At 55.6% G+C, this 19,206-nt stretch carries 15 protein-coding genes and 4 tRNA genes; all 19 read left to right on the top strand.

The window, feature by feature from the left end:
- Nucleotides 1-19 precede the first annotated feature (19 nt).
- Nucleotides 20-973: a bifunctional biotin--[acetyl-CoA-carboxylase] ligase/biotin operon repressor BirA gene (gene birA / locus AB9L16_RS23285; protein ID WP_150638814.1), complete on the top strand. Its 954-nt coding sequence runs from the start codon at nucleotides 20-22 to the stop codon at nucleotides 971-973.
- Nucleotides 963-1,715 carry a pantothenate kinase gene (locus AB9L16_RS23280; RefSeq protein WP_095181970.1) on the top strand — a complete coding sequence of 251 codons (753 nt, stop codon included), beginning with the start codon at nucleotides 963-965 and terminating at the stop codon, nucleotides 1,713-1,715. The genes birA and AB9L16_RS23280 overlap by 11 nt, the downstream gene beginning before the upstream one ends.
- A 7-nt stretch (nucleotides 1,716-1,722) precedes the next feature.
- Nucleotides 1,723-2,154: a hypothetical protein gene (locus tag AB9L16_RS23275; RefSeq protein WP_095181969.1), complete on the top strand. Its 432-nt coding sequence runs from the start codon at nucleotides 1,723-1,725 to the stop codon at nucleotides 2,152-2,154.
- Between the two features lie 142 nt (nucleotides 2,155-2,296).
- Nucleotides 2,297-2,381 (top strand) — tRNA-Tyr (locus tag AB9L16_RS23270).
- Between the two features lie 25 nt (nucleotides 2,382-2,406).
- Nucleotides 2,407-2,480 (top strand) — tRNA-Gly (locus tag AB9L16_RS23265).
- A 27-nt stretch (nucleotides 2,481-2,507) separates the two neighbouring features.
- Nucleotides 2,508-2,583, top strand: a tRNA-Thr gene (locus AB9L16_RS23260).
- An 85-nt stretch (nucleotides 2,584-2,668) separates the two neighbouring features.
- A complete protein-coding gene (gene tuf / locus AB9L16_RS23255) occupies nucleotides 2,669-3,862 on the top strand; it encodes an elongation factor Tu (RefSeq protein WP_064361246.1) in 1,194 nt (397 codons plus the stop codon).
- A 53-nt stretch (nucleotides 3,863-3,915) separates the two neighbouring features.
- Nucleotides 3,916-3,991: transfer RNA gene (locus tag AB9L16_RS23250), tRNA-Trp, on the top strand.
- Between the two features lie 45 nt (nucleotides 3,992-4,036).
- Nucleotides 4,037-4,405, top strand: a complete 369-nt coding sequence (secE, locus tag AB9L16_RS23245) for a preprotein translocase subunit SecE (protein WP_016772937.1) — start codon at nucleotides 4,037-4,039, stop codon at nucleotides 4,403-4,405.
- A 9-nt stretch (nucleotides 4,406-4,414) separates the two neighbouring features.
- Complete coding sequence (nusG, locus tag AB9L16_RS23240) at nucleotides 4,415-4,948, top strand: transcription termination/antitermination protein NusG (protein WP_007957598.1); 534 nt, start codon at nucleotides 4,415-4,417, stop codon at nucleotides 4,946-4,948.
- Nucleotides 4,949-5,066: 118 nt separating this feature from the next.
- Nucleotides 5,067-5,498: a 50S ribosomal protein L11 gene (rplK, locus tag AB9L16_RS23235; RefSeq protein WP_003176435.1), complete on the top strand. Its 432-nt coding sequence runs from the start codon at nucleotides 5,067-5,069 to the stop codon at nucleotides 5,496-5,498.
- Nucleotides 5,498-6,193: a 50S ribosomal protein L1 gene (gene rplA, locus AB9L16_RS23230; RefSeq protein WP_024014523.1), complete on the top strand. Its 696-nt coding sequence runs from the start codon at nucleotides 5,498-5,500 to the stop codon at nucleotides 6,191-6,193. The genes rplK and rplA overlap by 1 nt, the downstream gene beginning before the upstream one ends.
- Nucleotides 6,194-6,391: 198 nt before the next feature.
- Nucleotides 6,392-6,892, top strand: a complete 501-nt coding sequence (gene rplJ, locus AB9L16_RS23225; RefSeq protein WP_008081912.1) for a 50S ribosomal protein L10 — start codon at nucleotides 6,392-6,394, stop codon at nucleotides 6,890-6,892.
- A 73-nt stretch (nucleotides 6,893-6,965) separates the two neighbouring features.
- Entirely contained in the window at nucleotides 6,966-7,331 is a 366-nt protein-coding gene (rplL, locus tag AB9L16_RS23220; protein WP_007962228.1) for a 50S ribosomal protein L7/L12, read from the top strand.
- Nucleotides 7,332-7,552: 221 nt separating this feature from the next.
- The gene (gene rpoB, locus AB9L16_RS23215) at nucleotides 7,553-11,626 is read left to right on the top strand and encodes a DNA-directed RNA polymerase subunit beta (RefSeq protein ID WP_016772939.1); all 4,074 of its coding nucleotides are present in this window, start codon (nucleotides 7,553-7,555) and stop codon (nucleotides 11,624-11,626) included.
- A 64-nt stretch (nucleotides 11,627-11,690) separates the two neighbouring features.
- Nucleotides 11,691-15,890 (top strand): DNA-directed RNA polymerase subunit beta', encoded by a 4,200-nt coding sequence (rpoC, locus tag AB9L16_RS23210; RefSeq protein ID WP_016772940.1) that lies wholly within the window; start codon nucleotides 11,691-11,693, stop codon nucleotides 15,888-15,890.
- 216 nt (nucleotides 15,891-16,106) lie between these two features.
- Nucleotides 16,107-16,478, top strand: a complete 372-nt coding sequence (rpsL, locus tag AB9L16_RS23205) for a 30S ribosomal protein S12 (protein ID WP_003186084.1) — start codon at nucleotides 16,107-16,109, stop codon at nucleotides 16,476-16,478.
- Between the two features lie 107 nt (nucleotides 16,479-16,585).
- The gene (rpsG, locus tag AB9L16_RS23200) at nucleotides 16,586-17,059 is read left to right on the top strand and encodes a 30S ribosomal protein S7 (protein ID WP_016772941.1); all 474 of its coding nucleotides are present in this window, start codon (nucleotides 16,586-16,588) and stop codon (nucleotides 17,057-17,059) included.
- Nucleotides 17,060-17,089: 30 nt separating this feature from the next.
- On the top strand, nucleotides 17,090-19,195 hold the full coding sequence (gene fusA, locus AB9L16_RS23195) for an elongation factor G (protein ID WP_016772942.1): 2,106 nt from the start codon (nucleotides 17,090-17,092) through the stop codon (nucleotides 19,193-19,195).
- The last annotated feature ends 11 nt before the right edge of the window (nucleotides 19,196-19,206 follow it).

Here is a 19,206-nt window from a genome sequence, read left to right as displayed (position 1 = left end):
ATTATGAGGCGATACCTGCATGCTGACGTTGTTGAACCTACTGAAGGATGGACGATTCCATTCCGGACAGGACTTGGGCGTTGCCCTGGGAATTAGCCGAAGTGCTGTATGGAAGCAGCTACAACAGCTTGAAGCTGAACTCGGCCTGTCGATCCATAAAGTTCGCGGTCGCGGATATCAATTGTCGGCGCCTCTGATGCTCCTGGATCCACTTGAAATAACCAGGAAGATGCCCGAATGGCCGGTGCGTGTGTTCGACTCCGTCGACTCGACAAATGCCGAAGCTCTGCGCTCCATCAGCGAGGGCGCCCCCGCGCCGTTTTTGGTGCTCGCGGAGCGACAATTGGCAGGCCGTGGTCGTCGAGGCCGCAAGTGGGTGAGCCCATTTGCGGAAAATCTTTATTACAGCCTGGTTCTTCGAATAGATGGCGGCATGCGTCAGCTTGAGGGGTTGAGCCTTGTTGTTGGCTTGGCCGTGATGCAGACCTTGCGAAGCGCCGGCGTGCCCAATGCCGGTTTGAAGTGGCCCAACGATGTTTTGGTGGGTAACAAGAAAATAGCCGGCATCCTGCTCGAACTCGTCGGCGATCCGGCGGATGTATGTCATGTTGTATTGGGTATAGGAATCAACGTGAATATGCAGGTTGCCGATGAGGTCGACCAGCAATGGACTTCTATAAAACTGGAGTCAGGCAAAGCCTGCGATCGCAATGCTCTGGTGGTTGAGTTGAGTAATCAACTCAAAGCTTATACCCATAAACACCAGCTCAACGGGTTCGCAAGTCTGCAGGCAGAATGGGCGGAAAATCATCTGTGGCAGGGTCGATCCGTGTCGTTGATCGCGGGTAACAGCCATATCGATGGGATAGTGCTCGGGATTGATAGCCAAGGCGGGTTGCGCTTGATTGTAGATGGTGTTGAAAAAGTCTTTAGTGGTGGAGAGCTCAGCCTGAGGTTGCGTGATGATTCTTGAGCTTGACTGCGGCAATAGTTTTATCAAATGGCGCGTGCTGGATGCGTCGGCGAGTGGGCTGGTTTCGGAAGGGGTTGTAGATTCCAATCAGGCTTTGCTTGAGAGTCTACGGATCATAAAGCCGCTCTCGCTGCGCAAGTGTCGTTTGGTAAGCGTCAGGACTAACGAGGAAACCAGCGCTTTAACCGAAATGCTTGAGCGCGCGTTCGGTATTCCTATCGTGTGTGCGAAACCCGCCCGCGAGATGTCCGGTGTTCGAAACGGCTATGAAGACTATGAGCGTCTGGGGCTTGATCGCTGGCTGGCGATGCTCGGCGGCTTCCACCTGGCTGCCGGAAGTGCTTGCCTGGTTCTCGATTTCGGTACCGCGGTCACTGCCGATTTTGTCGCGGCTGACGGTGAGCATCTCGGGGGGTTCATTTGTCCTGGTATGCCTTTGATGCGAAACCAGTTGCGCACCCATACCCGTAAAATTCGTTATGGTGATGAAGCAGCAGAGCGCGCCCTTTCCAGTCACGTCCCGGGACGGACCACCGTTGAAGCGGTGGAGCGCGGTTGTTCTTTGATGCTGAGGGGCTTCGTTCTCACTCAATTAGAGCTGGCTCGAGCGTACTGGGGAGAGCAATTCGCCGTCTTTATTACGGGAGGGGATGCCGAGTTGGTTAAAGGCGTCGCGCCTGACGCCAGGGTTGTGCCCGACCTGGTTTTTGTCGGCTTGGCGATGGCTTGTCCCTTGTCTTGAGGTTTATATGCGTTGGTTGTTCCTGCTGCTGGTTGTACTCAATGTTTTTTACTATGTCTGGCATCAGCAGGAAGCGCCCTTGCGAGCCAAAGATGTAACGCCTCTTAATCTGTATCGTGGTTCGCAGCAGGATATCCGTCTGCTGAGCGAAACCGCAGGTGAAGGTCGAAGAGGCGAGGTGGCGCCGCGTCAGCAGTGCTTGTTCCTTGGTGGATTTTCTGACGAAGATTCAATTGCCAGGTTGCAACAGCGTCTGGTGGCGATGAAAGTCAATGTGCAATCCCTGCCGAAAGATGCTGCCGGAAGCGGGTACTGGCTGGCAGCTGCGCCGGACAGCCAGCGTTTGTTGGGCGATCTGCAGTTGCAAAACCTTTCCAAGGAATTCAATGAGTTAAAACATAAAATAATGCTGTGCGAAGGGGTTGCACCTGCTCAATAGTTTGCATAGAATGGCGCCCGCTCCACAGCGAACACCTTAAACGGGATTCGAAGTGAAGCGTGTCAACGCAGCTAACCTCAGGTTTTTAAATGAGAAAATGCTTGACAGGGGTTTGGCATGATATAGAATGCCGGCCTGATTAGGAGGGGTTCCCGAGCGGCCAAAGGGATCAGACTGTAAATCTGACGTCTACGACTTCGAAGGTTCGAATCCTTCTCCCTCCACCAGATTTAAGCGTGAGCTGCAGGCTCCGCGGGTATAGTTTAGTGGTAGAACCTCAGCCTTCCAAGCTGATGATGCGGGTTCGATTCCCGCTACCCGCTCCAAGTTTGCAGGTTGTGCAAAAGGGTTTTGCTCTTGTAGCTCAGTTGGTAGAGCACACCCTTGGTAAGGGTGAGGTCAGCGGTTCAAATCCGCTCAAGAGCTCCATATAACAAGGCAGATATGAAAATATCTGCCTTTGTTTTAATGGTTGATATTGTTTGTCTAATTTCTTCTGTAGAGGGTGATATCGATGGCTAAGGAAAAATTTGATCGTTCCCTGCCCCACGTCAACGTTGGGACCATTGGTCACGTTGACCACGGTAAAACCACTCTGACTGCTGCTCTGACTCGCGTTTGCTCCGAGGTTTTCGGTTCTGCAATCGTTGACTTCGACAAGATCGACAGCGCACCAGAAGAAAAAGCTCGCGGTATCACCATCAACACCGCGCACGTTGAGTACAACTCGAAGATCCGTCACTACGCTCACGTTGACTGCCCAGGTCACGCTGACTACGTGAAGAACATGATCACCGGTGCTGCTCAGATGGACGGCGCTATCCTGGTTTGCTCGGCCGCTGATGGTCCGATGCCGCAAACCCGTGAGCACATCCTGCTGTCCCGTCAGGTTGGCGTTCCGTACATCGTGGTCTTCCTGAACAAGGCTGACCTAGTAGACGATGCTGAGCTGCTGGAACTGGTTGAGATGGAAGTTCGTGACCTGCTGTCGACTTACGACTTCCCGGGCGACGACACTCCGATCATCATCGGTTCGGCTCGTATGGCGCTGGAAGGCAAAGACGACAACGAGATGGGCACCACTGCCGTCAAGAAACTGGTTGAAACTCTGGATGCCTACATCCCAGAGCCAGTTCGTATGATCGATAAGCCATTCCTGATGCCAATCGAAGACGTATTCTCGATCTCGGGTCGCGGTACTGTTGTGACTGGTCGTATCGAGCGCGGTATCGTTCGCGTTCAGGACCCGCTGGAAATCGTTGGTCTGCGTGATACCACCGTTACTACTTGCACCGGTGTTGAAATGTTCCGCAAGCTGCTCGACGAAGGTCGTGCTGGCGAGAACTGCGGCGTTCTGCTGCGTGGTACCAAGCGTGACGACGTTGAGCGTGGCCAGGTTCTGGTCAAGCCAGGTTCGGTCAAGCCGCACACCAAGTTCACCGCAGAAGTTTACGTTCTGAGCAAGGAAGAAGGCGGTCGTCACACTCCGTTCTTCAAAGGCTACCGTCCACAGTTCTACTTCCGTACTACTGACGTGACTGGTAACTGCGAGCTGCCAGAAGGCGTTGAAATGGTAATGCCAGGTGACAACATTCAGATGACTGTTACCCTGATCAAAACCATCGCGATGGAAGACGGTCTGCGTTTCGCTATCCGTGAAGGCGGTCGTACCGTCGGCGCTGGCGTCGTAGCAAAAATCATCGAATAAGCGGTTGTAATGTATTTTTCGGGCCGGCATAATGGTCGGCCTGATTTTGTTTTAGGTCAGTAGCTCAATTGGCAGAGCGACGGTCTCCAAAACCGTAGGTTGGGGGTTCGATTCCCTCCTGACCTGCCAGATTCACTCGGTGTATCTGGCTTTCTTTTCACAGGATCTTCATAGATGACTCCTAAAGCTGAAGCTCAAGGCTCTCGCTTCGATCTGCTCAAGTGGCTTGTAGTAGTCGCTTTAGTGGTTGTTGGCGTTGTTGGCAATCAGTATTACGCTGCTTCGCCGATCCTGTACCGTGTACTCGCTTTGCTTGCCATTGCTGCCGTAGCTGCCTTTGTAGGCCTGCAAACCGCGAAGGGCAAGTCTTTCTTTGTACTGGTTAAGGAAGCTCGCACCGAGATTCGTAAAGTCGTGTGGCCAACTCGCCAAGAAACCACGCAGACCACGCTGATTGTCGTGGCTGTTGTTCTGGTTATGGCGTTGCTGTTGTGGGGTCTTGATTCCCTGCTCGGCTGGCTTGTTTCCTTGATTGTCGGCTAAGGGTGTCCCGTGGCTAAGCGTTGGTATGTTGTGCATGCTTACTCGGGTTACGAGAAGCATGTGATGCGCTCGCTGATCGAGCGCGTAAAGCTGGCTGGCATGGAAGATGGCTTCGGCGAGATTCTGGTTCCCACTGAAGAAGTGGTTGAGATGCGTAACGGCCAGAAGCGCAAAAGCGAACGGAAGTTCTTTCCAGGCTATGTGCTGGTCCAGATGGATATGAACGAGGGTACTTGGCACTTGGTCAAGGATACTCCTCGGGTGATGGGTTTTATCGGCGGTACCGCTGACAAGCCTGCGCCAATTACAGATAAAGAGGCAGAAGCGATTCTGCGTCGCGTTGCTGATGGTAGCGACAAGCCTAAGCCGAAGACATTGTTCGAGCCAGGTGAGACGGTGCGTGTCAACGACGGTCCATTCGCTGATTTCAATGGCGTTGTGGAAGAAGTTAACTACGAAAAGAGCCGGATCCAAGTGGCTGTGCTCATTTTCGGTCGCTCTACTCCGGTGGAGCTCGAGTTCAGTCAGGTCGAGAAGGTCTAACTGGACAAGCAATCCCAACCCCGCAGCCTTAGGCTGTGGGGTTTTGTCGTCACTGGGATAAACGCGCAAGTAACCGGGGAGCCTTTCGAGGCGTTCGAACCCGTAATTGGAGTGCCTCATGGCCAAGAAGATTACCGCTTACATCAAGCTGCAAGTGAAGGCCGCTCAGGCTAACCCAAGTCCACCGGTTGGTCCTGCTCTGGGTCAGCACGGCGTGAACATCATGGAATTCTGCAAGGCTTTCAACGCCCGTACCCAGGGTCTTGAGCCAGGTCTGCCGACTCCAGTGATCATCACTGTCTACAGCGATCGTAGCTTCACTTTCGAAACCAAATCCACCCCTGCTTCGGTTCTGCTGAAGAAGGCGGCCGGTCTGACCAGCGGTTCCGCTCGTCCGAACACCGTTAAGGTTGGCACCGTTACCCGTGCTCAGCTGGAAGAAATCGCGAAAACCAAAAACGCGGATCTGACTGCAGCTGATATGGATGCAGCCGTGCGTACTATCGCCGGTTCTGCTCGTAGCATGGGCCTTAACGTGGAGGGTGTGTAATGGCTAAGCTGACCAAGCGTCAAAAGGCTATCGCCGGCAAAATCGAAGCAGGCAAGGCCTACAACATTGTAGACGCCGCTGCTCTGCTGGCCGAGCTGTCGACTGTCAAGTTCAGCGAGTCGTTCGACGTTGCTGTAAACCTGGGTGTAGACCCGCGTAAATCCGACCAGGTTGTTCGTAGCGCTACTGTGCTGCCACACGGCACTGGCAAGACCGTTCGCGTTGCTGTGTTCACCCAGGGTCCAGCTGCTGAGGCCGCTCTGGCTGCCGGCGCTGATCGTGTAGGTATGGACGACCTGGCTGCCGAAATGAAAGGCGGCGACCTGAACTATGACGTAGTGATCGCATCCCCGGATGCCATGCGCGTTGTAGGTCAGTTGGGTCAGATCCTCGGTCCACGTGGCCTGATGCCTAACCCTAAAGTCGGCACCGTAACTCCAGACGTAGCCAACGCGGTCAAGAACGCCAAGGCTGGTCAGGTTCGTTATCGCACCGACAAAAACGGCATCATCCACACTTCCGTTGGCAAGATCGGCTTCGACGCCGTCAAGCTGAAGGAAAACGTTGAAGCCCTGATCGCTGATCTGAAGCGTATCAAGCCAGCTTCCTCGAAAGGTATTTACGTCAAGCGCGTTACCCTGAGCACCACTATGGGCCCAGGTCTGGTTATCGACCAGAGCTCGCTCGACGCGTAAGACAAAGGTTGGCGCGGATTGCCGCGCCAATTGAAAGATTGGGGTCCCTGCCTGGCGGGGGCTATCCAAGACCGTAGGCGGCGCAAGCCTTAAACCTCAAGCCTACGCAGATGGTGCTCCCGGTTCCTTACCGAATCAGACACCAAAACGACATTCGGTTCCGATCGAATGAAACGGTAACAAGCAGGAGTTAAACCCGTGGCAATTAATCTCGAAGACAAGAAGGCCATCGTCGCTGAAGTCAACGAGGCTGCCAAAGTCGCTCTGTCCGCTGTCGTGGTTGATGCACGTGGCGTAACAGTAGGCGCAATGACCGGACTCCGTAAAGAGGCTCGTGAAGCTGGCGTTTACGTACGTGTTGTACGTAACACCCTGCTCAAGCGCGCTGTTGCTGACACTCAATACAGTGTTCTCAACGACGTGTTCACCGGCCCGACCCTGATTGCATTCTCGAACGAACATCCGGGCGCTGCTGCCCGTATCTTCAAAGAGTTTGCCAAGGGTCAGGACAAGTTCGAGATCAAGGCAGCTGCGTTCGAGGGCAAGTTCCTCGCAGCTAATCAGATCGACGTACTGGCAACTCTGCCGACCCGTGACGAAGCAATTTCTCAGCTGATGAGCGTGATTCAAGGCGCAACCAGCAAATTGGCTCGTACTCTGGCGGCAATTCGCGACCAGAAAGAAGCTGCCGCAGCCTAAGGCTCGTCACTTCTCGCGTTTTTTGTTTATTTCGATGGTCGCGTAGGCCGTCCCCCAATTCAGGAATTGAGTCATGTCTCTGACTAACGAACAAATCATCGAAGCAATCGGCCAGAAATCCGTAGTGGAAATCGTTGAGCTGATCAAAGCGATGGAAGAAACCTTCGGTGTTACCGCTGCTGCCGCTTCGGCTGGCCCAGCTGTAGCTGCTGCTGCTGTTGAAGAGCAAACCGAGTTCAACGTTGTTCTGCTGGAAGCTGGCGAGAAGAAGGTTAACGTGATCAAGGCAGTTCGTGAACTGACCGGTCTGGGCCTGAAAGAAGCCAAAGAGAAAGTAGACGGCGCTCCTCAGGTTGTAGCTGAAGGCGTTTCGAAAGAAGCGGCTGAAGACGCCAAGAAGAAGCTGGAAGAAGCAGGCGCTAAAGTCGAGCTGAAGTAAGCATCGACTTTGCTCCTCCAGCCCGAGCGTCAAGCGACAGGCTGATGGCTGGTGGCTCTTGCCACCGGCCTTTTTCCGTTATTGGCAGCCGACTGGGTCGGTGCTGATAAAGGCGCTGTAACCACCCGATGCGGTGGCGCAAACCATGGGGTTTGCACGATTTTCTGGCTGCTCCCGTCGGGAGGGGCCAAACAAGCAGGTGACCAAGCTGGGGAACGCTGATGGCTTACTCATATACTGAGAAAAAACGTATCCGCAAGGACTTTAGCAAGTTGCCGGACGTCATGGATGTGCCTTACCTCCTGGCCATCCAGCTGGATTCGTATCGTGAATTCTTGCAAGCGGGAGCGACTAAAGATCAGTTCCGCGACGTGGGCCTGCATGCGGCCTTCAAATCCGTTTTCCCGATCATCAGCTACTCCGGCAATGCTGCGCTGGAGTACGTCGGTTATCGCCTGGGCGAACCGGCATTTGATGTCAAAGAATGCGTATTGCGCGGTGTAACTTTCGCCGTACCTTTGCGGGTAAAAGTGCGCCTGATCATTTTCGACAAAGAATCGTCGAACAAAGCGATCAAGGACATCAAAGAGCAAGAAGTCTACATGGGTGAAATCCCCCTGATGACTGAGAACGGTACCTTCGTAATCAACGGTACCGAGCGTGTTATCGTTTCCCAGCTGCACCGTTCCCCGGGCGTGTTCTTCGACCACGACCGCGGCAAGACGCACAGCTCCGGCAAACTGCTGTACTCGGCTCGCATCATTCCTTACCGCGGTTCGTGGCTGGACTTCGAATTCGACCCGAAAGACTGTGTCTTCGTGCGTATCGACCGTCGTCGCAAACTGCCGGCTTCGGTACTGCTGCGCGCACTCGGTTACACCACCGAAGAGGTGCTGGACGCGTTCTATACCACCAACGTATTCCACCTGAGCGGCGAAACCCTCAGCCTGGAACTGGTGCCATCGCGCCTGCGTGGTGAAGTTGCGGTTCTGGACATCCAGGACGAGAAGGGCAAGGTCATCGTTGAGCAAGGCCGCCGTATTACCGCGCGCCACATCAACCAGATCGAGAAAGCCGGTATCAAGACGCTGGACGTGCCACTGGACTACGTCCTCGGCCGCACCACCGCCAAGGCTATCGTGCACCCGGCTACCGGCGAAATCCTGGCCGAATGCAACACCGAGCTGAACACTGAAGTCCTGGCAAAGATCGCCAAGGCCCAGGTGGTTCGCATCGAGACCCTGTACACCAACGACATCGACTGCGGTCCGTTCGTCTCCGACACGCTGAAGATCGACTCCACCAGCAACCAACTGGAAGCGCTGGTCGAGATCTATCGCATGATGCGTCCAGGCGAGCCGCCAACCAAAGACGCTGCCGAGACCCTGTTCAACAACCTGTTCTTCAGCCCTGAGCGTTATGACCTGTCTGCGGTCGGCCGGATGAAGTTCAACCGTCGTATCGGTCGTACCGAGATCGAAGGTTCGGGCGTGCTGTGCAAGGAAGACATCGTCGCGGTCCTGAAGACTCTGGTCGACATCCGCAACGGTAAAGGCATCGTCGATGACATCGACCACCTGGGTAACCGTCGTGTTCGCTGCGTAGGCGAAATGGCCGAGAACCAGTTCCGCGTTGGCCTGGTACGTGTTGAGCGTGCGGTCAAAGAGCGTCTGTCGATGGCTGAAAGCGAAGGCCTGATGCCGCAAGATCTGATCAACGCCAAGCCAGTGGCTGCCGCGGTGAAAGAGTTCTTCGGTTCCAGCCAGCTGTCGCAGTTCATGGACCAGAACAACCCGCTGTCCGAGATCACCCACAAGCGTCGTGTCTCTGCACTCGGCCCTGGCGGTCTGACTCGTGAGCGCGCAGGCTTCGAAGTCCGTGACGTACACCCGACTCACTACGGTCGTGTCTGCCCGATTGAAACGCCGGAAGGTCCGAACATCGGCCTGATCAACTCCCTGGCTGCGTACGCTCGCACCAACCAGTACGGCTTCCTGGAAAGCCCGTACCGCGTGGTGAAAGAGGGTGTGGTCACCGACGAGATCGTGTTCCTGTCCGCTATTGAAGAAGCCGATCACGTGATCGCGCAGGCTTCGGCGACCATGAACGAGCAGAAAGTCCTGATCGACGAACTGGTTGCCGTACGTCACCTGAACGAATTCACCGTCAAGGCGCCGGAAGACGTCACCCTGATGGACGTTTCGCCGAAGCAGGTTGTGTCGGTTGCAGCGTCGCTGATTCCGTTCCTCGAGCACGACGACGCCAACCGTGCGTTGATGGGTTCGAACATGCAGCGTCAGGCTGTACCGACTCTGCGCGCTGACAAGCCGCTGGTAGGTACCGGCATGGAGCGTAACGTAGCCCGTGACTCCGGCGTTTGCGTCGTGGCTCGTCGTGGTGGCGTGATCGACTCCGTCGACGCCAGCCGTATCGTGGTTCGTGTTGCCGATGACGAAGTTGAAACCGGTGAAGCCGGTGTCGACATCTACAACCTGACCAAATACACCCGCTCGAACCAGAACACCTGCATCAACCAGCGTCCGCTGGTACGTAAAGGTGATCGGGTTCAGCGTAGCGACATCATGGCCGACGGCCCGTCCACCGACATGGGTGAGCTGGCACTGGGTCAGAACATGCGCATCGCGTTCATGGCATGGAACGGCTTCAACTTCGAAGACTCCATCTGCCTGTCCGAGCGTGTTGTTCAGGAAGACCGTTTCACCACGATCCACATTCAGGAACTGACCTGTGTGGCCCGTGACACCAAGCTTGGCCCAGAGGAAATCACTGCGGACATCCCGAACGTGGGTGAAGCTGCACTGAACAAGCTGGACGAAGCCGGTATCGTTTACGTAGGTGCTGAAGTAGGCGCAGGCGACATTCTGGTGGGTAAGGTCACTCCGAAAGGCGAGACCCAACTGACTCCGGAAGAAAAACTGCTGCGTGCAATCTTCGGTGAAAAAGCCAGCGACGTTAAAGACACCTCCCTGCGCGTGCCAACCGGCACCAAAGGTACTGTCATCGACGTACAGGTCTTCACCCGCGACGGCGTTGAGCGTGATGCTCGTGCACTGTCGATCGAGAAGTCCCAGCTGGACGAGATCCGCAAGGATCTGAACGAAGAGTTCCGCATCGTTGAAGGCGCGACTTTCGAACGTCTGCGTTCCGCACTGGTAGGCCACAAGGCCGAAGGCGGCGCCGGCCTGAAGAAAGGTCAGGACATCACCGACGAAGTACTCGACGGTCTTGAGCACGGCCAGTGGTTCAAACTGCGCATGGCTGAAGATGCGCTGAACGAGCAGCTCGAGAAGGCTCAGGCCTACATCGTTGATCGTCGCCGTCTGCTGGACGACAAGTTCGAAGACAAGAAGCGCAAACTGCAGCAGGGCGATGACCTGGCTCCAGGCGTGCTGAAAATCGTCAAGGTTTACCTGGCAATCCGTCGCCGCATCCAGCCGGGCGACAAGATGGCCGGTCGTCACGGTAACAAGGGTGTGGTCTCCGTGATCATGCCGGTTGAAGACATGCCGCACGATGCCAATGGCACCCCGGTCGACGTAGTCCTCAACCCGCTGGGCGTACCTTCGCGTATGAACGTTGGTCAGATTCTCGAAACCCACCTGGGCCTCGCGGCCAAAGGTCTGGGCGAGAAGATCAACCGGATGGTCGAAGAGCAGCGTAAAGTCGCTGAACTGCGCACTTTCCTGGACGAGATCTACAACCAGATCGGCGGTCGTAACGAAGATCTGGACAGCTTCTCCGATCAGGAAATCCTCGATCTGGCGAACAACCTGCGTGGCGGCGTTCCAATGGCCACTCCAGTGTTCGACGGCGCCAAGGAAAGCGAAATCAAGGCCATGCTGAAACTGGCAGACCTGCCGGAAAGCGGCCAGATGCAGCTGACCGACGGCCGTACCGGCAACAAGTTCGAGCGTCCAGTTACCGTTGGCTACATGTACATGCTGAAGCTGAACCACTTGGTAGACGACAAGATGCACGCGCGTTCTACCGGTTCTTACAGCCTGGTTACCCAGCAGCCGCTGGGTGGTAAGGCGCAGTTCGGTGGTCAGCGTTTCGGGGAGATGGAGGTCTGGGCACTGGAAGCATACGGTGCTGCTTACACTCTGCAAGAAATGCTCACAGTGAAGTCGGACGATGTGAACGGCCGTACCAAGATGTACAAGAACATCGTGGATGGCGATCACCGTATGGAGCCGGGCATGCCCGAGTCCTTCAACGTGTTGATCAAGGAAATTCGTTCCCTCGGCATCGATATCGATCTGGAAACCGAATAACACGTGACGCGAATCGAGAGCGGGGCAGGATTGCCCGCTCTCTGCTCCGCCAGGAGGAAAGGCCTTGAAAGACCTACTGAATTTGCTGAAAAACCAGGGTCAAGTCGAAGAGTTCGACGCCATCCGTATCGGATTGGCCTCGCCGGAGATGATCCGTTCGTGGTCGTTCGGTGAAGTTAAAAAGCCGGAAACCATCAACTACCGTACGTTCAAACCTGAGCGTGACGGCCTGTTCTGCGCCAAGATCTTTGGCCCGGTAAAGGATTACGAGTGCCTGTGCGGTAAGTACAAGCGCTTGAAGCACCGTGGTGTGATCTGCGAGAAGTGCGGCGTTGAAGTTGCACTGGCCAAGGTTCGTCGTGAGCGCATGGCGCACATCGAACTGGCTTCGCCGGTTGCCCACATCTGGTTCCTGAAATCGCTGCCGTCCCGTATCGGCCTGCTGATGGACATGACCCTGCGTGATATCGAGCGCGTTCTCTACTTCGAGAGCTATGTCGTTATCGATCCAGGCATGACCACCCTTGAAAAAGGTCAGCTGCTGAACGACGAGCAGTACTTCGAAGCGCTTGAAGAGTTCGGAGACGATTTCGACGCCCGCATGGGTGCCGAAGCTGTCCGTGAACTGCTGCACGCTATCGACCTGGAGCACGAGATTGGCCGTCTGCGCGAAGAGATTCCGCAAACCAACTCGGAAACCAAGATCAAGAAGCTGTCCAAGCGTCTGAAGTTGATGGAAGCCTTCCAGGGTTCCGGCAACCTGCCAGAGTGGATGGTGCTGACCGTTCTGCCGGTTCTGCCGCCAGATCTGCGTCCACTGGTCCCGCTGGATGGCGGTCGTTTCGCGACCTCCGACCTCAACGATCTGTATCGTCGAGTGATCAACCGTAACAACCGTTTGAAGCGCCTGCTGGATCTGTCGGCTCCGGACATCATCGTGCGCAACGAAAAGCGCATGTTGCAGGAAGCGGTCGATGCATTGCTCGACAACGGTCGTCGTGGTCGCGCTATCACCGGTTCCAACAAGCGTCCTCTGAAATCCCTGGCTGACATGATCAAGGGTAAGCAGGGTCGTTTCCGTCAGAACTTGCTCGGTAAGCGTGTTGACTACTCCGGTCGTTCGGTAATTACCGTAGGCCCGACCCTGCGTCTACACCAGTGCGGTCTGCCGAAGAAGATGGCTCTCGAGCTGTTCAAGCCGTTCATTTTTGGCAAGCTGGAAATGCGTGGTCTGGCGACCACCATCAAAGCGGCCAAGAAAATGGTCGAGCGCGAACTGCCAGAGGTTTGGGACGTTCTCGCTGAAGTGATTCGCGAACACCCGGTTCTTCTCAACCGTGCACCGACCCTTCACCGTCTGGGTATCCAGGCGTTTGAACCGGTACTGATCGAAGGTAAGGCTATCCAGCTGCACCCGCTGGTCTGCGCCGCGTACAACGCCGACTTCGACGGCGACCAAATGGCCGTGCACGTACCGCTGACACTGGAAGCCCAGCTCGAAGCGCGTGCGTTGATGATGTCGACCAACAACATTCTGTCGCCAGCCAACGGTGAGCCAATCATCGTTCCGTCGCAGGACGTTGTATTGGGTCTGTACTACATGACTCGTGAAGCGATCAACGCCAAGGGCGAAGGTCGTGTGTTCGCGGATCTGCAGGAAGTCGACCGTGTGTTCCGTGCCGGCGAAGCTGCACTGCACGCCAAGGTCAAGGTTCGTATCAACGAAACCGTCAACGACCGTGACGGCAACAGCGTGAGCGGTACCCGTATCGTCGACACCACTGTCGGCCGTGCGCTGCTGTTCCAGGTTGTGCCGAAAGGTCTGTCGTTCGACGTCGTCAACCTGCCGATGAAGAAAAAGGCGATCTCCAAGCTGATCAACCAGTGCTACCGCGTGGTTGGTCTGAAAGAGACCGTGATCTTCGCTGACCAGTTGATGTACACCGGTTTCGCTTACTCGACCATCTCCGGCGTTTCGATCGGTGTTAACGACTTCGTTATCCCGGATGAAAAAGCCCGCATCATCGGTGCAGCCACCGACGAAGTGAAAGAGATCGAGAGCCAGTACGCCTCCGGCCTGGTAACCCAGGGCGAGAAGTACAACAAAGTGATCGACCTCTGGTCGAAAGCGAACGACGAAGTTTCCAAGGCGATGATGGCCAACCTCTCGAAAGAGAAAGTCATCGACCGTCACGGCGACGAAGTCGATCAAGAGTCTTTCAACTCGATGTACATGATGGCCGACTCGGGTGCGCGGGGTTCCGCAGCACAGATTCGTCAGCTGGCCGGTATGCGTGGTCTGATGGCCAAGCCGGACGGTTCCATCATTGAAACGCCGATTACTGCGAACTTCCGTGAAGGTTTGAGCGTACTTCAGTACTTCATCTCGACTCACGGTGCTCGTAAAGGTCTGGCGGATACCGCGTTGAAAACTGCGAACTCCGGTTACCTGACTCGTCGTCTGGTAGACGTGGCGCAGGATCTGGTTGTAACCGAGATCGATTGCGGCACTGAACACGGTCTGCTGATGACTCCGCACATTGAAGGCGGTGACGTTGTAGAGCCGTTGGGTGAGCGCGTATTGGGTCGTGTCATTGCCCGTGACGTATTCAAGCCAGGCACCGAGGACGTCATCGTTCCTGCCGGTACTCTGGTAGACGAGAAGTGGGTCGAATTCATCGAGCTGAACAGCATCGACGAAGTGATCGTGCGTTCGCCGATCAGCTGCGAAACCCGCTATGGCATTTGCGCCAAGTGCTACGGCCGTGATCTGGCTCGTGGTCACCAGGTGAACATCGGTGAAGCGGTCGGCGTTATCGCTGCCCAGTCCATCGGTGAGCCGGGTACCCAGCTGACCATGCGTACGTTCCACATCGGTGGTGCGGCAAGCCGTACTTCCGCGGCCGACAGCGTTCAGGTGAAGAATGGCGGTACCGTCCGTCTGCACAACCTGAAGCACGTTGAGCGAGTGGATGGCCATCTGGTTGCTGTGTCCCGTTCCGGTGAGCTGGCAATCGCGGACGATTTCGGTCGTGAGCGCGAGCGTTACAAGCTGCCGTACGGTGCTGTGATTTCGGTTAAAGAAGGTGACAAGGTCGACGCTGGCGCAATCGTGGCCAAGTGGGATCCGCACACTCACCCGATCGTTACCGAAATGAAAGGTACCGTGACCTACGTGGGCATGGAAGAAGGCATTACGATCAAGCGTCAGACTGACGAATTGACCGGTATGACCAACATTGAAGTACTCGACGCGAAAGATCGTCCAGCTGCCGGCAAGGAAATCCGTCCAGCAGTGAAGATGGTCGACGACAACGGCAAGGATCTGTTGCTGCCAGGCACTGACGTTATCGCTCAGTACTTCCTGCCAGCCAACGCCCTGGTCGGTGTGGCTGACGGTGCGAAGATTGCGATCGGTGATGTTATCGCTCGTATCCCGCAGGAAACTTCGAAGACCCGCGACATCACCGGTGGTCTGCCGCGTGTTGCCGACCTGTTTGAAGCGCGTCGTCCGAAAGAAGCGTCGATTCTGGCTGAAGTCAGCGGCACCATCGCGTTCGGTAAAGAGACCAAGGGCAAGCGCCGTCTGGTCATTACCCCGAACGACGGTAGCGATCCGTACGAAGAGCTGATTCCGAAGTGGCGTCACCTGAACGTCTTCGAAGGCGAACAGGTAAACCGCGGCGAAGTTATCTCCGACGGTCCAAGCGATCCGCACGACATCCTGCGTCTGCTGGGTGTGAGCGCGCTGGCCAAGTACATCGTCAACGAGATCCAGGACGTTTATCGTCTGCAAGGCGTGAAGATCAACGACAAGCACATCGAGACCATCCTGCGTCAGATGCTGCGTAAAGTTGAGATCTCCGAGTCCGGCGATTCCAGCTTCATCAAGGGCGACCAGATGGAACTGACTCACGTTCTGGTCGAGAACGAACGTCTGAGCGCGGAAGACAAGTTTGTCTCCAAGTTCACTCGCGTTCTGCTGGGTATCACCAAGGCGTCGTTGTCCACCGAATCGTTCATCTCGGCGGCTTCCTTCCAGGAAACCACTCGCGTACTGACCGAAGCGGCAGTCACCGGCAAGCGCGATTACCTGCGCGGCCTGAAAGAAAACGTAGTCGTGGGTCGTCTGATCCCGGCCGGTACCGGTCTTGCCTATCACAGCGAGCGCAAGCGTCGCCGTGATGCCGACAAGCCGTTGCGCGTAAGCGCCAGTGAAGTGGAAGCTGCACTGACCGAAGCGCTGAACTCGAGCGGTAACTGAGTTCTGCGATAAACGAGAGTGAGGCCCTGATCGCTCCGTTCGTCGAATCGAGACATTAAGTCAAGGTTCGATGGGCGGGGAGGTCGGGGCCTTGCCTTGACTGGAATCAAGATCCTCTTTAGACTCTTGATCCCCTAAATTTGGCGGGAATTCGTTCCTGCCATTTTGCTTTTCTTGCAAGACAATAGCGTCGCAAGACAACAGTGGAGCTAGTAGATGGCAACTATCAACCAGCTGGTACGTCAGCCGCGTAAGCGTATCGTCGAGAAATCCGACGTGCCTGCGCTGCAGAACTGCCCGCAACGTCGTGGCGTGTGCACCCGTGTGTACACCACCACGCCGAAAAAACCTAACTCGGCACTGCGTAAAGTATGCCGTGTGCGTCTGACCAACGGTTTCGAGGTTTCCTCGTACATCGGTGGTGAAGGCCACAACCTGCAAGAGCACAGCGTGGTACTGATCCGCGGCGGTCGTGTAAAAGACTTGCCAGGTGTTCGTTACCACACCGTTCGCGGCTCCTTGGATACTTCCGGCGTTAAAGGCCGTAACCAGGGTCGTTCGAAGTACGGTACCAAGCGTCCGAAGTAATCGGCCGTTTTGCAGATTTTTATTTTATTGAGTCGATAAGAGTAAGGTCGGGCACGCATCCTCTGGATCTGTCCCGAGCTAACCTGAAGACCGCTTGAGGGCTTATCATGCCAAGACGTCGCGTAGCAGCAAAGCGTGAGATTCTGGACGATCCGAAATACGGAAGCCAGATCCTCGCCAAATTCATGAACCACGTTATGGAAAGCGGCAAGAAAGCCGTTGCCGAGCGTATCGTTTATGGTGCCCTGGAAACCGTTGCGGCCCGTAAGGCTGGCACCGATCCCCTGGAACTCTTCGAAAAAGCACTCGACGCCATCGCTCCGCTGGTCGAAGTGAAGTCGCGCCGCGTTGGTGGTGCTACTTACCAGGTTCCGGTCGAGGTTCGTCCTTCCCGTCGTAACGCTCTGGCAATGCGCTGGTTGGTAGACTTCGCCCGTAAGCGCGGCGAGAAGTCTATGGCTCTGCGTTTGGCTGGCGAACTGCTGGATGCTGCTGAAGGTAAAGGTGCTGCTGTTAAGAAGCGTGAAGACGTGCACCGTATGGCCGAAGCTAACAAAGCTTTCTCGCACTACCGCTTCTAATTTTAGCTTCACTAATTTTGCGAGGGCTTTATGGCTCGTACTACTCCGATTAGCCGCTACCGTAACATCGGTATCGTCGCTCACGTGGATGCTGGTAAAACCACCACCACCGAGCGCGTACTGTTTTACACCGGCAAAAGTCACAAAATGGGCGAGGTGCATGATGGCGCCGCGACCACAGACTGGATGGTTCAGGAGCAGGAGCGTGGTATTACCATTACTTCTGCTGCCATTACCGCCTTCTGGAAAGGTTCCGAGAAGCAGTACTCTCACGAGCACCGTTTCAACGTAATCGATACCCCGGGCCACGTTGACTTCACCATTGAAGTTGAGCGTTCCCTGCGCGTACTCGACGGCGCTGTCGTTGTGTTCTGCGGTACTTCGGGTGTTGAGCCACAGTCGGAAACCGTATGGCGTCAAGCCAACAAATACGGCGTTCCACGTCTTGTTTACGTAAACAAGATGGACCGTGCCGGTGCCAACTTCCTGCGCGTGATCGGTCAGATCAAGCAGCGTCTGGGTCACACTCCGGTGCCGATCCAGTTGGCCATCGGTTCCGAAGACAACTTCCAGGGTCAGATCGATCTGATCAACATGCAAGCTGTCTACTGGAACGACTCTGACAAAGGTATGGTTCCTGTTCGCAAGGACATTCCTGCCGAGCTGCAAGAGCTGGCGGAAGAGTGGCGCAACAACATGGTTGAAGCTGCCGCCGAAGCCAACGAAGAGCTGATGAACAAGTACCTGGAAGGCGAAGAGCTGTCGATCGAAGAGATCAAGGCTGCTTTGCGTCAGCGTACTATCGCCGGCGAAATCGTTCTGGCCGTTTGCGGTTCTTCGTTCAAGAACAAGGGCGTTCCCCTGGTTCTCGACGCCGTTATCGACTACCTGCCTGCTCCGACCGACATTCCTGCTATCAAGGGTTCCAACCCTGATAACGAGGAAGAAGAGATGGAGCGTCATGCAGACGACAACGAGCCTTTCGCGGCTCTGGCGTTCAAGATCGCTACCGACCCATTCGTGGGTACTCTGACCTTCGTCCGCGTTTACTCGGGCGTGTTGAACTCCGGCGACGGCGTGATCAACTCGGTCAAAGGCAAGAAAGAGCGCGTGGGTCGTATGGTGCAAATGCACGCAAACGCCCGTGAAGAGATCAAGGAAGTACGCGCTGGTGACATCGCGGCCCTGATCGGCATGAAGGACGTCACCACTGGTGAAACCCTCTGCAACGCTGACAAGCCAATCATCCTGGTTCGCATGGACTTCCCGGAGCCGGTTATTTCGGTTGCCGTAGAGCCTAAGACCAAGGATGACCAGGAAAAAATGGGTATCGCTCTGGGCAAACTTGCTCAGGAAGACCCGTCTTTCCGCGTTAAAACTGATGAAGAGACTGGTCAGACGATCATCTCCGGCATGGGCGAGCTGCACCTGGACATCCTGGTTGACCGGATGCGCCGTGAGTTTAACGTCGAAGCCAACATCGGCAAGCCTCAGGTTTCGTATCGTGAGCGCATCACGAAGAACTGTGAAATCGAAGGCAAGTTCGTTCGTCAGTCCGGTGGTCGCGGCCAGTTCGGTCACTGCTGGATCCGTTTTGCTCCTGCTGACGAAGGTCAGGAAGGTCTGCAATTCGTGAACGAAGTTGTAGGTGGTGTGGTTCCTAAGGAATACATCCCGGCTATCCAGAAGGGTATCGAAGAGCAGATGAAGAACGGCGTTGTTGCCGGCTATCCGCTGATCGGCCTGAAGGCTACCGTGTTCGATGGTTCTTACCACGACGTCGACTCCAACGAGATGGCGTTTAAAGTGGCTGCTTCCATGGCGACCAAGCAACTGGCCCAGAAGGGTGGTGGTGAGTTGCTCGAGCCGATCATGGCGGTAGAGGTTGTTACGCCTGAAGACTATATGGGTGATGTGATGGGCGACCTTAACCGTCGTCGCGGCATGATCCAGGGTATGGAAGACACAGTGTCCGGCAAGGTTATCCGTGCCGAGGTTCCACTGGGTGAGATGTTCGGTTATGCGACCGACGTTCGTTCCATGTCCCAGGGTCGCGCAAGCTACTCTATGGAATTCAAAAAATATGATACGGCTCCGTCGCACATCGTCGAATCCGTAACCAAAAAACAAGGCTGATTCAGCCCCTT

Source organism: Pseudomonas sp. LW8 (assembly GCF_041956865.1).
In the GTDB taxonomy this organism is placed as follows: domain Bacteria; phylum Pseudomonadota; class Gammaproteobacteria; order Pseudomonadales; family Pseudomonadaceae; genus Aquipseudomonas; species Aquipseudomonas siliginis.
The sequence above is the reverse complement of the archived record's forward strand: the minus strand, read 5'-3'. Positions and strand labels throughout refer to the sequence as shown.

Coding starts and splice junctions, on each gene's coding strand:
- birA (WP_150638814.1), top strand. CDS start 20: ATGCTGACGTTGTTGAACCTACTGAAGGATGGACGATTCCATTCCGGA.
- AB9L16_RS23280 (WP_095181970.1), top strand. CDS start 963: ATGATTCTTGAGCTTGACTGCGGCAATAGTTTTATCAAATGGCGCGTG.
- AB9L16_RS23275 (WP_095181969.1), top strand. CDS start 1,723: ATGCGTTGGTTGTTCCTGCTGCTGGTTGTACTCAATGTTTTTTACTAT.
- tuf (WP_064361246.1), top strand. CDS start 2,669: ATGGCTAAGGAAAAATTTGATCGTTCCCTGCCCCACGTCAACGTTGGG.
- secE (WP_016772937.1), top strand. CDS start 4,037: ATGACTCCTAAAGCTGAAGCTCAAGGCTCTCGCTTCGATCTGCTCAAG.
- rplK (WP_003176435.1), top strand. CDS start 5,067: ATGGCCAAGAAGATTACCGCTTACATCAAGCTGCAAGTGAAGGCCGCT.
- rplA (WP_024014523.1), top strand. CDS start 5,498: ATGGCTAAGCTGACCAAGCGTCAAAAGGCTATCGCCGGCAAAATCGAA.
- rplL (WP_007962228.1), top strand. CDS start 6,966: ATGTCTCTGACTAACGAACAAATCATCGAAGCAATCGGCCAGAAATCC.
- rpoB (WP_016772939.1), top strand. CDS start 7,553: ATGGCTTACTCATATACTGAGAAAAAACGTATCCGCAAGGACTTTAGC.
- rpsL (WP_003186084.1), top strand. CDS start 16,107: ATGGCAACTATCAACCAGCTGGTACGTCAGCCGCGTAAGCGTATCGTC.
- rpsG (WP_016772941.1), top strand. CDS start 16,586: ATGCCAAGACGTCGCGTAGCAGCAAAGCGTGAGATTCTGGACGATCCG.
- fusA (WP_016772942.1), top strand. CDS start 17,090: ATGGCTCGTACTACTCCGATTAGCCGCTACCGTAACATCGGTATCGTC.